General features: G+C 64.2%; 12 protein-coding genes. 4 read left to right on the top strand and 8 right to left on the bottom strand.

Annotation, left to right across the window (positions count from 1 at the left end):
* Positions 1-98 precede the first annotated feature (98 nt).
* The gene (locus ABIB90_RS10730) at positions 99-524 is read left to right on the top strand and encodes a TfoX/Sxy family protein (protein ID WP_354167678.1); all 426 of its coding nucleotides are present in this window, start codon (positions 99-101) and stop codon (positions 522-524) included.
* Positions 525-598: 74 nt separating this feature from the next.
* Here the strand turns inward: ABIB90_RS10730 and fabA are convergent, their stop codons facing one another.
* From fabA to ABIB90_RS10710, 4 genes are all read right to left on the bottom strand, one after another.
* Positions 599-1,129, bottom strand: a complete 531-nt coding sequence (gene fabA, locus ABIB90_RS10725; RefSeq protein WP_354128165.1) for a bifunctional 3-hydroxydecanoyl-ACP dehydratase/trans-2-decenoyl-ACP isomerase — start codon at positions 1,127-1,129, stop codon at positions 599-601.
* A 108-nt stretch (positions 1,130-1,237) separates the two neighbouring features.
* Positions 1,238-2,305 carry a GGDEF domain-containing protein gene (locus ABIB90_RS10720; RefSeq protein ID WP_354128166.1) on the bottom strand — a complete coding sequence of 356 codons (1,068 nt, stop codon included), beginning with the start codon at positions 2,303-2,305 and terminating at the stop codon, positions 1,238-1,240.
* A 166-nt stretch (positions 2,306-2,471) separates the two neighbouring features.
* Positions 2,472-4,058 (bottom strand): DEAD/DEAH box helicase, encoded by a 1,587-nt coding sequence (locus tag ABIB90_RS10715; protein WP_007591547.1) that lies wholly within the window; start codon positions 4,056-4,058, stop codon positions 2,472-2,474.
* Between the two features lie 298 nt (positions 4,059-4,356).
* Entirely contained in the window at positions 4,357-5,322 is a 966-nt protein-coding gene (locus ABIB90_RS10710) for a helix-turn-helix transcriptional regulator (protein WP_354167683.1), read from the bottom strand.
* Positions 5,323-5,533: 211 nt separating this feature from the next.
* Here ABIB90_RS10710 and ABIB90_RS10705 point away from each other — a divergent pair, with 211 nt between their 5' ends.
* Entirely contained in the window at positions 5,534-7,048 is a 1,515-nt protein-coding gene (locus ABIB90_RS10705; RefSeq protein ID WP_007591545.1) for a caspase family protein, read from the top strand.
* Positions 7,049-7,190: 142 nt separating this feature from the next.
* On the opposite strand, the gene ABIB90_RS10700 is transcribed toward ABIB90_RS10705, so the two are convergent.
* Positions 7,191-7,325 carry a hypothetical protein gene (locus ABIB90_RS10700; RefSeq protein WP_007591544.1) on the bottom strand — a complete coding sequence of 45 codons (135 nt, stop codon included), beginning with the start codon at positions 7,323-7,325 and terminating at the stop codon, positions 7,191-7,193.
* 119 nt (positions 7,326-7,444) lie between these two features.
* Here ABIB90_RS10700 and ABIB90_RS10695 point away from each other — a divergent pair, with 119 nt between their 5' ends.
* Both ABIB90_RS10695 and ABIB90_RS10690 read left to right on the top strand, forming a co-directional pair.
* Positions 7,445-8,701, top strand: a complete 1,257-nt coding sequence (locus ABIB90_RS10695; protein WP_354167688.1) for an FAD-dependent oxidoreductase — start codon at positions 7,445-7,447, stop codon at positions 8,699-8,701.
* 179 nt (positions 8,702-8,880) lie between these two features.
* Positions 8,881-9,648 (top strand): outer membrane protein, encoded by a 768-nt coding sequence (locus tag ABIB90_RS10690; RefSeq protein ID WP_007591542.1) that lies wholly within the window; start codon positions 8,881-8,883, stop codon positions 9,646-9,648.
* A gap of 109 nt (positions 9,649-9,757) precedes the next feature.
* Here the strand turns inward: ABIB90_RS10690 and ABIB90_RS10685 are convergent, their stop codons facing one another.
* The 3 genes from ABIB90_RS10685 to ABIB90_RS10675 form a co-directional block, all read right to left on the bottom strand.
* Entirely contained in the window at positions 9,758-10,528 is a 771-nt protein-coding gene (locus ABIB90_RS10685) for an SDR family NAD(P)-dependent oxidoreductase (protein ID WP_007591541.1), read from the bottom strand.
* 21 nt (positions 10,529-10,549) lie between these two features.
* The gene (locus ABIB90_RS10680) at positions 10,550-10,735 is read right to left on the bottom strand and encodes a hypothetical protein (protein WP_007591540.1); all 186 of its coding nucleotides are present in this window, start codon (positions 10,733-10,735) and stop codon (positions 10,550-10,552) included.
* A gap of 223 nt (positions 10,736-10,958) precedes the next feature.
* Entirely contained in the window at positions 10,959-11,741 is a 783-nt protein-coding gene (locus ABIB90_RS10675) for an outer membrane protein (RefSeq protein ID WP_007591537.1), read from the bottom strand.
* Positions 11,742-11,889: the final 148 nt, after the last annotated feature.

Here is an 11,889-nt window from a genome sequence, read left to right as displayed (position 1 = left end):
AAGCAATCCAGGCTGTCTCCGCGTCGACAGCCTGGATTGCTTCGCTTCGCTCGCAATGACGGCGGTGGTATTGGGCTGCTCGCCCCGGGAAGCCTGCCATGGACCGAGAATTCCTGATCGACCTGTTCGCCGATTTCGGCCCCGTCGCCATCCGAAAAATGTTTTCCGGCTACGGCATCTCCGCCGACGGCATCAATTTCGCGCTGTCTCTGCGTGCCGGCTTGTTCTTTCGCGCCGACGAGATGACCATCCCGGACTTTGAAGCGGAAGGCTCGAAGCCGTTCCAATACGCGACCCGCGCCAAGACCGTGGTGGTGAACTCCTATTGGGAGCTGCCCGCGCGCCTGTTCGACGATTCCGCGGAACTGGCGCAATGGGCGAGGGCCGCGCTCGCCGCCGCCCAGCGCGCCAAGGTGAAGAAGCGGCCCAAGGTCAAGAAGGCGGCGAAGAAGGTTGCGAAGAAGCCCCCGGCGAATAAACGAACAACCAAGAAGGCGGTCCGTAGGGTGGGCAAAGGCGCTTAGCGCCGTGCCCACCATCTTTCCGCGATTGCGACCTGTAATGGTGGGCACGCTTCGCTTTGCCTCACCCTACGACTTCACTCCACGGTCTTGGTCAGACCAACCCGCATGTCCGTGGCGGTGAAGACGCAGATGCCGTCGGCCAGCACGCGACCGTCGGCAATTCCGAGCACCAGCTTGCCGCGCCGGACCATCCTCATGGAGACTTCGTAGCGCACGCGTTGCGCGTTCGGCGTGACCTCGCCCGTGCACGCGACCTCGCCGACGCCGATGGCGCGGCCCTTGCCCGGGGAGCCCGACCATCCCAGCCAATAGCCGACCATCTGCCACATGGCATCCAGCCCCAGAGAGGCCGGCATCGTGGCATCGCCGCGATAGTGGCAATCGAAGAACCAATGGCCCGGCGCGATGTCGAGCTCGCCGACGATATGGCCCTTGCCGAACTCGCCGCCGTCCAGGCTGATCTCCGTGATGCGATCCATCATCAGCATCGGCGGCGCCGGTAATTGCGCATTGCCCGGGCCGAAATAGCCGCCCTCGCTCGATCTCAGCAGCTCATCCCTCGTGTAGGACGGTTGCGGCGTGTGAAAATCATGCGGGTTGGGCAAGACGACAAGTCCTCCGGATGCTCGCGGGCGGACCCCTCAAGGCGGCGAGAGAGATGTCGTTCGTCCGGTCAGAATGTCAAGCGCGGGTGGCGGTGCGTGGCTTCGGCGTCACGCCACCCGGTTGTGCGTCTCGACTGCGAATTCCGGATCGGCCTCGCAGATCACGCGGTTGCGGCCGTTGCGTTTGGCGGCGTAGAGGCAGGCATCCGCGCGTTCGATCAGCGCATCGGTGTCGTCGCCCGGCTTGAGCATGGAGACGCCGACCGAGATGGTGACGCGGCCGAGGATTTCGCCGGTGGACTTCTTCTTCAATTCCTTCGCCATCACCGCGCGGCGGATGTGATCGGCCACCGTGAGGGCCTGGCGCAGCGCGGTGTTGGGCAGCACGACCGCGAATTCCTCGCCGCCATAGCGGGCGGTGATGTCCTGGCCCTTGATGGTCTGCTTCAGCGACAGGCCGACCAGCCGCAGCACCTGGTCGCCGGTGAGATGACCGTAGGAATCGTTGAACGACTTGAAATGATCGATGTCGACCAGCAGCAGCGACAGCGGCTCACCGGAGGCGAGCGCGCCTTCCACGGCCATGTCGATCATGCGATCGAAATATTTGCGGTTGCCGAGCCCCGTCAGCGGATCGGTGAGGCTCTCTGCGCGGATCGCCTCCAGGCTCTGCTGGAGGTTGCTGATCTCGCTCTTCGACAGCGTCAGCCGGTCTTCCAGCGCCTTGTTGGTCTCGCGCATCTCGCGGGTCGAATGCAGCAGCGTCTCGACGATCGACTTGAGCTGCTCGCGGCTCTTGGCCGATGACAGCTTTTCGGTCGCGCCCGACAGGCTGGCATCGTAGGAGCCGGTCATCCCGAGCGCGTCGCCGAGTACCTTCATCACGTCGTCGATCTCGCCGATGACGCGCGCGCCGACCTTGTCGATGCGGTCGGTGGTCTTGATGTGGGAGAGGTAGGTCTCGTAGATCTGATCGAGATCGGCTTCGGTGAGCTTGCCGCTCCGCGCCAGCGTCTCGTTGATGATCTTGTTGAGTGGAGCGTTGTAGCCGGTGGCGTAGACGTACCAGATCTCGTAATTGCGGGGAATTGCCGTCTGCCGTAGCGATCGGATCTGACCGAGCGCTACCTCGGCGAACGCCATCGTGCGTTCGTGTTCGTCGAGCACCTTGACCACGGAACATACCCCACAGCGATCAGCGTGCCGGCGACCGCAGCAATACTTAAATTATGTTCGTAGGCTAACGGACGATCGTGAACGCCCCGTAAATATACGTCCACGAATGCATCCGAAAAAGTGCGCGCCAGCTTGGTTTCAACCAAAGCCGGGCGCGTATCGTGCTTCAGGCGCCGGCGGGGGAGCGAACCGGACGCAGCAGAAATGCCGGCAGATGCGAGTGGTCGCCCGGCTCGCTGTCGGCCTCGCGTTGGCGGCGCGGCTCGGGACGGCCGATCGACGGCACATGCGACGGATTGGCCTGCTGGCGCGCACCGTCACGCGGCTCGGATGCTGGCCTGGCTTCGCGCGGAGGTCTTGCCTCACGCGAAGGTCTGGCTTCACGCGAAGGTCTTGCTTCACGCGAAGGTCTTGCCTCGCGCGCGGGCTTTGCTTCGGAAGCGGGCCTTGCCTCGGGAACGGACCGTGCTTCGGCAGAAGGCTGTGCCTCGCCACGTGGTTCGCGCGGCTCATGGCTGCGTTCACGATCGCGACCGCGCTGCGGCTTGCCGCGTCCGCCGCGTGAACGTTCACGGCCGCGCTGCTCGCGCGGACGCTCGCTCGCATCGGATGCATCGGTGCGGACTTCGAAATCGCCTTCGGCGCGCGGAATGCTCTGGCCGATCAGCTTCTCGATCGCCACCATCGACTTCTGGTCGAGCGGCGTAACGAGCGAGATCGCCATGCCGGACCGGCCTGCGCGACCGGTGCGGCCGACGCGATGGACATAGTCGTCGGGATGGTGGGGAACGTCGAAATTGAAGACGTGGCTGACCTCGGGGATGTCGAGGCCGCGGGCGGCGACGTCGGACGCGACCAGGAGGGGCAGCTCGCCCTTGCGGAACTGCTCGAGTGCCGCCGTGCGGGCCGACTGGTCCATGTCGCCATGAAGCGCGCCGACGCTGAAGCCGTGCTTCTGCAGCGATTTGTGAACGACGGCGACGTCGCGTTTGCGATTGCAGAAGATGATCGCGTTCTGGAGATCCTTGGCCTCGCGCAGCAGTCGGCGAAGCAGCTCGCGCTTCTCGTGCGCCTCGCGCCCGGCCGGGACCTGGCACTGCGTAACGGTGACAGCGGTCGTGGCGGGCTTCGATACCTCGACCTTCTGCGGATTGTGCAGGAAGGTTTCGGTGATGCGCCGGATCTCCGGCGGCATGGTCGCGGTGAAGAACAGGGTCTGCCGCGTGAACGGGACGAGCTTGCAGACGCGCTCGATGTCGGGAATGAAGCCCATGTCCAGCATGCGGTCGGCTTCGTCGATGACGAGCAGCTCGACGCCGGTGAGCAGCAGGCCGCCGCGCTCCGTGTGGTCGAGCAGGCGGCCGGGAGTTGCGATCAGCACGTCGACGCCGCGCGTCAGCTTGGCATCTTGGTCGCCGAAGGAAACGCCGCCGATCAGGAGGGCGACGTTGAGTTTCTGGCCCGCGCCGTAGCGGTCGAAGTTTTCCTTCACCTGCGCCGCGAGTTCGCGGGTCGGCTCAAGGATCAGCGTGCGCGGCATGCGCGCCCGGGCGCGACCCTTTTCGAGGATGGTGAGCATCGGCAGCACGAAGGCCGCGGTCTTGCCGGTGCCGGTCTGGGCGATGCCGAGCACGTCCTTGCGAGCGAGGACGTGAGGGATCGCCTGTTCCTGAATGGGGGTGGGGGTGGTGTAACCGGTGGCCGCCACTGCGGCGAGGACTTTTTCGGATAGTCCGAGATGGGTAAAAGACATTGAGCCTCTGGTCGAAACCGCCGTTCGGAATCGAGGGTAATAAGGCTGTCGCGTTCCACCCCAAAACGGCGCGCTCTCAAAGAAGCTGGGGGTGCTGACTCACGCGAACAAAGCGCCAGGCTCAGGAATCGCTCTTCGATCTGAGCCGCGTCGCCACGGAACATAGGCGGGAATCGGCCAAAGTCAATGGAGCAGGCGCGGGAAGGCCCTAAAAAACCTGAGGTTTTCGCCCAAATAGCGGGCGAGGCTGCGGTTTTCCGCCCAATCCGGCGATCGGCCGGAACTGCCCAAACGCCGGCTAGCGCCCCTCCGGCCCCTGCGCGCGGAAGTCGCCGGGGGCCATCCCGTAGGCGGCGTTGAAGACCCGGTAATAGGTCGCGAGGCTGTCGAAGCCGCAGGAGGTCGCGATGTCGGCGATCAACCGGTCCGGGGCTTCGCGCATCAAGCGGCGGCTCTGGTTCAGGCGTTCGTCCGTCACGGTTTGCGAGAAACTCCTGGCGGCACTTTCGAACAGCATATGCAGGTGACGCACGGAGACGCCGAGCAGGTCGGCCACCATGGTCGGCGCCAGATTTGGATCTTGCAGGTGGCGCGCGATCAGGCGCCGTGCGTGCGAGAGCCGGGCGGTCCGCAGCGCGGCCTGCCCGAGGCGGCCGCTGGACCGCAGGATGCCGCGCTCGATCAACGCCAGATGGGCTAAAGCCTGGACGAGGGAAGCGGCATCGGCGGCGCCGTCGTCACCTGCGGCAACCGCACCGAGATCGGCGAAGCAGGCGCCAAGCAGGGGCGCCAGGGTGGAATCGTCGAACGTCCGGGGCGCCAGCTCGCGCATGCGCTTGTCCTGCGTGGAGAGGCCGATCACGGGAATCTTCAGGATCCGCAGGTGGAAGCCTCCTGCGCCCATCGGCGCGGTGCGATAGGGCAAGTCGGTGTGGCTGGTGGCGAAGCTGCCATTGGCGATCGTGAAGTCGCTGCCGCGCATGCCGCCGAACCAGCCGCCGCTGCCGAGCTGCTGATAGACGCAGATGCTGTCGCCCGGCGCGTGAGCGATGTCGGTCAGGCTGCGCTCGACCGTGTAGTGCGAGGCCTTCAGCTCGACGAGGCCCGCTCCGCCAAGCTGGCGCAGCGAGAATTCGCCGAAGAAGTCGGCGCGGCGTTCGCGCTCGAGTTCGGCGGTGACGCCGAACAGGCCCTTGGCGCGCACCTCGCGCCAAAAGTCGAAGCGATCGTGCGGCTCGACCTCGTCGGTGCACCAGCGATACACGGCGGCCCCTCGCTTCCAGCGGAATTGCCCACAAGAATTGATTGAGAAAAAGCAGATTCCAGCGGGATCTGCCATAGGCTAGACGACAGAACCTGAGTCCTCAGGGCTGTTGAACCAGCACTATGGCTGGGCCGACTATCACATCAGCGACGCGGTTCCCATGAACCGCTGTTCGAAGGAACCGGCGTGGGCTGTTCTTGAGGGATTTTCGATGACGCGTCGGCTTTTCAGAGTACTGGCAGCGCTTGGCCTCGCGGCCGGCCTCAGCGGTTTCGCGCTTCCCGCCTGTGCCGAGAAGCGCGTTGCGCTCGTCGTCGGCAACAACGACTACAGGAACGTTCCGAAACTGCTCAAGGCGGTCAACGACGCCCGCACCATGGGCGATACGCTAAAGCAGCTCGGCTTCTCGGTGATGGTCGCCGAAAACCAGAGCCGGCAGCAATTTTCGGAGACGCTGCTCGCGTTCGATCGGACGATCGAGCCCGGCGACACCGCGTTCTTCTTCTATGCCGGCCACGGCTTCGAAATCGCAGGCCAGAACTACCTGCTGCCGACGGACGTGCCGGCGGCCACGGAAGGGCAGGAAGAGCTGGTGCGTGACGCCTCCATCCTGGCCGATCGCATCGTCGAGCGCCTCCAGAACAAGAAGGCGCGAACCTCGATCCTGGTGTTCGACGCCTGCCGCAACAACCCGTTCGAGCGCAAGGGTACCCGCGCCGTCGCCGGTGGCGGCGGACTTGCCCCGATGGTGCAGCTGCCCGAAGGCGTGTTCTCGGTCTTCTCCGCGGGCCCGCGCCAGACCGCGCTCGACCGTCTCTCCAATGATGACGCAAATCCCAATTCGGTGTTTACGCGCACCTTCGCCAAGGAACTGCTCCAGCCCGGCGAGAACCTGGTGCAAGTGGCGCAGCGTACGCGCCGTCTCGTCAGCGAGATGGCCGACACCGTCAAGCACAGGCAGGTGCCGGTCTATTTCGATCAGATGGTCGATGACGTCTTCCTCGGCGGCGTCGCGAAGGATGCCGCCGCGCGCCCGGCCGATCCGCCGGCGCAGAAGCTCGCGGCGCTGCCACCGGTCTCGGTGCCGCGCGTGCCGAAGGAGGAGACCACCAACGCGCCGATCGCGAGCTTCTCGCGTCACAATGGCGGCTGGAGCGTGGTGTTCTCCTTTGCCGATCCGACCCTCGGCGTTTCCTGGCGCATGGCCGGCAATGGCGACTTCCGCGAAACCGGCTTCATCGATACGCTCGACCCGCGCACGCGCAAGAGAATGCCGAACCCGTCGATCGAATTGCCGCCGGACGCGCAAGCCGGCACCATCGAGGTCCGCTATGTCGACCAGTCCGGTGACATGCAGGGGCCGTTCCCGATCAGGTTCGATCCCGAAGCCGCGCTGATCCGTGACCAGCGCAAGATCCTCGACATGACCGCGACGAGCTGGCTGTCATTCCGCGAGTTCAACGGGCTGCTGGTCTACTACACGCACCTCGTGTCCTACCGCTGCGCCATCCGCGAGGTGCGCATCGGCATCGACACCGCCGTTCCGAACCAGGTCTTGAAGATGCCGGGCTGCGACATGCGCGATCCCAGCGCGATCAGCGCCGGCATGCCGCTCTACATGAAGCTCGCGCCGGCAACGCAGTTCATCTCGGTGGAGCTGACCTATCGCGACGGCAGCGTGTCGGAGATCAAGAGCTTCCGCAGCGCGAACCGCAGCAACAACTGAAGTGTCGAGCAGGCCGCGTCCGCCGTAGCTATTCGCGGCGCTTCCTGATGAAGCGCTTGACGGCCTCGATCAAGGGCGGAGTCGGCGAGAAGAACGCGCCCATCGCGATCGAGATGATGACGCGGCGCAGCAGGAACTTCTCCTACTCCTCGTACGGATAACCGTTCTGTTCGATGCGCACCGGCGCAAGCGGCGGCCTGCGCGGTGCGATCATGATCAAGACGAAAAGCACGTTGATCAGGATCCAGACGCCGAGCAGTATGAGGATTGTCTGCACTGCCATTTCCTGAATGAGTCGGAATTGGCGGCGAGGCTAACGGCCATTCACAATCGCGGCAAATGAATCTTGCTTGTTGCACTGCACAGAAACCTTGACCCGTAAATGAGGGCCCGGCCGTGAAACCCGATACCTCGCAGCATCCCCAGGGCTCTTCGTTGAAAGTGCGGTGCTGCATCGTCGGCGGCGGACCGGCCGGCATGATGCTCGGCTATCTCCTCGGGCGCGCCGGCATCGATGTTGTGGTGCTGGAGAAGCATGCGGATTTCTTCCGCGACTTCCGCGGCGACACCGTGCATCCCTCGACACTCCAGGTGATGGACGAGCTCGGCCTGATCGACGGATTTCTGAAGCTGCCGCATCAGCGCTTGCAGAAGATGGACGGCCTGTTCGGCGGTACCCCCGTTCGCATCGCCGATCTCAGCCGCCTCCGCACCAAGTACCCGTTCATCGCTTTCATGCCGCAATGGGATTTCCTGAATTTCCTGCGCGAGGCCGGCCAGCGCTTCGCTTCGCTGAAGGTGATGATGAACACGGAGGCCGTCGATCTGATCCGCCACGGCGAGACCATCGCCGGCGTGCGGGCGAACACGCCTGACGGCATCGTGGACATCGAAGCCGATCTCACCATCGCCTGTGACGGCCGGCATTCGACCGTGCGACAGCATTCCGGCCTCGAGGTCGAGGAGATCGGCGCGCCAATGGACGTGCTGTGGTTTCGCGTCGGCCGCAAGGCGAACGAGACCGAGAACGTGTTCGCGCGCGTCGAGCCCGGCAAGATGATGATCACCTTCGACCGCGGCGACTATTGGCAGTGCGCCTATGTCATCGCCAAGGGACAATACGACGCGGTGAAGGCGAGGGGATTGCAGGCGCTGCTTGACGAGGTCGTCCGCATGGCGCCGATCCTGAAGAACGGCATTGCCGACGTGAAGAGCTTCGACGATTTCAAGCTGCTGACCGTTGCGATCAACCGCCTGAAGCGCTGGACGCAGCCGGGCCTGCTTCTCATCGGCGACGCCGCCCATGCGATGTCGCCGGTCGGCGGCGTCGGCGTCAATCTCGCCGTGCAGGATGCGGTCGCGACCGCAAATTTGCTGGCGGACAAGCTGCAGCACGGCTGTCCGTCGGAGAACGAGCTCGACGCCGTGCGCCGTCGCCGCGAATTCCCGGTGAAGATGACGCAGCGAATGCAGATGATCGTGCAGAACAACATCATCAGCGGCGCCTTGCGAGGCGGCGACCGGCCGTTGAAAGTGCCGCTGATCGTGCGCCTGATCACCGCGCTGCCGTGGCTCCAGGGCATTCCGGCGCGCCTGATCGCGCTTGGCGTCCGGCCCGAGCACGTGCAGTCGAAGGCTGCGGCGGCACGGTAGCGCAAGGACCCGGTAGGGATAACGCGGCGTTAAATCGCGCTCAGGGCGTTGCCTGCGTACAACAGTTCAGATGGATTGAAGGCGCGCTGCTTGCCAATCCGGCGTCTTAACTGTCTTGATTCAAATTTGAGTAAGACCTGCGTGTGAGCGTGCACCCATCAAAGGACACGGGGTGTACCATGCGTACCAAGTTGATTGCCGCCTTCGCCTGCACGACCGCTCTGGTTTCGACGGGCGCCGCTTCCGCCGCCGATCTCGGCGCGCGCTACACGAAGGCGCCGGCCTATATGGAGTCGATGTTCAACTGGACCGGCTTCTATGTCGGCGGCCACATCGGCGGCGCATGGACCAACGAGCAGTTCATCAACAACGGGACCGGCGCGCCGTTCGGCGATCTGACCCTGGGGCAGGGCTACCGTCAGCGCAGCGCCGGCATCATGGGCGGCGCCCAGATCGGCTACAACTGGCAGGCCAACAACTACGTCTTCGGTATGGAAGGCACGATCTCCGGCCTCGACAACAAGGGCACGGTCGTGAACACGGCATTTGCTCCGGGCGGCAACGTCTTTGATTGGCGCGCCAATGTGCTTGCCACCGTCGTCGGTCGCGCGGGCTTCGCCGTGCAGAACAACCTGTTCTACATCAAAGGCGGCTATGCCGGCGTGAACAACCGTCTGTCGGTCACCGATACGGTCGGTCCGGCCACCGGTTCCGGCGGTCAAACCCATTGGGCCAACGGCTGGACCGTCGGTGCCGGCTGGGAATACGGCATCACCCGCAACTGGATCGTCGGCCTCGAATACAACTACGCAGCCTTCGCCAGCCAGACCTATCAACTTGGCGGCACGTCGGGCAACTACAGCTTCGATGCCAAGCCGCGCGACATCCAGTGGGCCGTCGTGCGCGCCAGCTACAAGTTCGACGCGCCAGTCATCGCCCGCTACTGAGTGGGTCAACGAACGACCAAGCAGCCATAAAAGACGATCACTACCCAAATTCAAAAGCCCCGGCATTGTCCGGGGCTTCTTTTTTGTGTGCAGGTTTATCGCGTACGATCTACGCCATCACCGAGAACCCGCCATCGACGGGGATCGCGGTGCCGGTGACGAAGTTAGAGGCGGACGAGGCAAGGAACACGGTAATGCCGGCGAAATCGTCGATGTCGCCCCACCGCCCCGCAGGCGTGCGTGCCAGCACCCGCTCGTGCAATCCCGATACCTGCTGCCGCGCACCGCGGGTCAGGTCAGTGTCGATCCAGCCCGGCAGGATGGCATTGACCTGGATGTTGTCGGGCGCCCATGCGTTGGCGCAGGCGCGCGTGTACTGAACGATGCCGCCCTTGCTCGCCGCGTAGGCCGTCGCGAAGCTCGCGCCGAAGATCGACATCATCGAGCCGATGTTGATCACCTTGCCGTTGCCGGACGCCTTCAGCGCCGGATAGGCCAGCTTCGAGCACAGGAAGGCGCTGGTGAGGTTGGTGTTGATCACCGTATTCCACTCGTCGAGCTCGAGCTCGTGCGGCGGCTTGCGGATGCTCATGCCGGCATTGTTGATGAGGATGTCGATGCGGCCGAGGTCCCCGACGACACGCTCGACCATCGCGGCGATGGCCGCCTTGTCGGTGACGTCGGTGGGAACACTGATCGCCTTCACGCCGCGTTGACTGAGATCGGCAACGGCGGCGGTAGATTTGGCTTCGTTGCGTCCGACCACGGCGATGTTGGCGCCGGCGTCGGCGAGGCCACGGGCCATGCCGAGCCCGATGCCGCCATTGCCTCCCGTGACGATCGCGACCTTGCCGCGGAGATCGAACCGACTGGATGTCATGCTGCTATTCCCTGGTTTCTTTTATTGGTTGCTTTGCCAGATCAGCACCAGCCCGAAGCCGGCCATGGCTGCGCCATAGCCGGCCCATTGCAACTGGTTGACCATGAAGCTCGATCGCGGCCACGCGACGGTGCCCGTGCCCTGTCCGATCCAGAGCAGCCCGACGGCAAGGGCAAACAGGCCTGCTACAAGCAGAAATCTGCGCATGCATTCCTCCCCATGGGTCCGCTTCTGTCGTGACGCGGCTTGACGATTACCGCGGCCCGAAAACTTGGCGGGAGACTAGCCGCAGCCGCGGTTGGGATACAATGGCTGCTGATGCAGGCCGCAGGGCGGATGCATGTCCACGCAAGGTCCGCTGAAGCACCGTACAACGAAAAAGCCCCGGCGATGCCGGGGCTTTGACGTCTGAAGATTAGGTCAGATCAGATCAGTACTTCGCGACGACCGGACCGGTCCAGTTGAAGCGGTAGACCAGCGAAGTCGAGATCGTCTGGTTCCAGGTGTTGGCGCGGATGTCGCGGCCCACAAGGACGTTGCCAGCATCGAACAGTTCGTTCTGGGTCTTGGCGTTGTAGAAGGCCGAGCGATATTCGGTCTTCATGAACCAGCCGGGCGACTGGATGCCGAAGATGTTCAGGTTGTTCTCGACGCCGCCGCCGACGAACCAGCCATTGCGGTTGTAGCTGTTGAGATGGATACCGGCGGGCACGCCGGCCAGGGTCATGAAGTTGGTCTGGCCGAAGTGAGCGCCCGAGTAACCGCCGTTGACGTAGGAGAGAACGTTCGGAGCGACCAGCCAGCCGAGGCGGACACCAGCGGCCCAGGAATCTTCCAGCTTCTGGTTGCCAGTGATGCCAGCGATCGGATCCTGGATGGTAGCACGGATGCTGCCGAACTGACCGTCAGCGAATACGCCGGCGACCCAGGTGCCGCTGAACTGCCAGTCGTAGCCGAGACCGACGGTGCCGAACCAGCCCGAGCCACCCTGGCGCTGATCGATCGTCAGGGGAACTGCGCCGACCGTGGTCTGCACGCGCTGGTCAGCGGCCGAGAGGCCGCCGCCGGCGCCGCCGAAGAGATAGAAGCCGGTCCAGCTGGCGACAGGCGCTGCCATCGGGGCCTTCACGTAGGGACGGGCGCCAAGGTCAGCGGCCGAGGCCGAACCGGTCATCGCGGCAACCGCGGTCAGTGCGAGCAAAATCTTCTTCATCTTAAAATCCCCAAGCTTTGGTCTGTCTGGCAGGCGCGAGCGCACTGAAGTCCGTGTCATCTGATGTCTCGGACTATACCTGCTTCTCTCCGAAATGCTGTTGCAGAGCAGGCACAGTTGCCGGGAAACGCCGCACGGCAGGGATTCC

This window comes from Bradyrhizobium sp. JR4.1 (assembly GCF_040548605.1).
In the GTDB taxonomy this organism is placed as follows: domain Bacteria; phylum Pseudomonadota; class Alphaproteobacteria; order Rhizobiales; family Xanthobacteraceae; genus Bradyrhizobium; species Bradyrhizobium canariense.
This window is presented reverse-complemented; position numbering and strand designations above follow the sequence as displayed.

Coding starts and splice junctions, on each gene's coding strand:
- ABIB90_RS10730 (WP_354167678.1), top strand. CDS start 99: ATGGACCGAGAATTCCTGATCGACCTGTTCGCCGATTTCGGCCCCGTC.
- ABIB90_RS10715 (WP_007591547.1), bottom strand. CDS start 4,058: ATGTCTTTTACCCATCTCGGACTATCCGAAAAAGTCCTCGCCGCAGTG.
- ABIB90_RS10705 (WP_007591545.1), top strand. CDS start 5,534: ATGACGCGTCGGCTTTTCAGAGTACTGGCAGCGCTTGGCCTCGCGGCC.
- ABIB90_RS10690 (WP_007591542.1), top strand. CDS start 8,881: ATGCGTACCAAGTTGATTGCCGCCTTCGCCTGCACGACCGCTCTGGTT.
- ABIB90_RS10685 (WP_007591541.1), bottom strand. CDS start 10,528: ATGACATCCAGTCGGTTCGATCTCCGCGGCAAGGTCGCGATCGTCACG.
- ABIB90_RS10680 (WP_007591540.1), bottom strand. CDS start 10,735: ATGCGCAGATTTCTGCTTGTAGCAGGCCTGTTTGCCCTTGCCGTCGGG.
- ABIB90_RS10675 (WP_007591537.1), bottom strand. CDS start 11,741: ATGAAGAAGATTTTGCTCGCACTGACCGCGGTTGCCGCGATGACCGGT.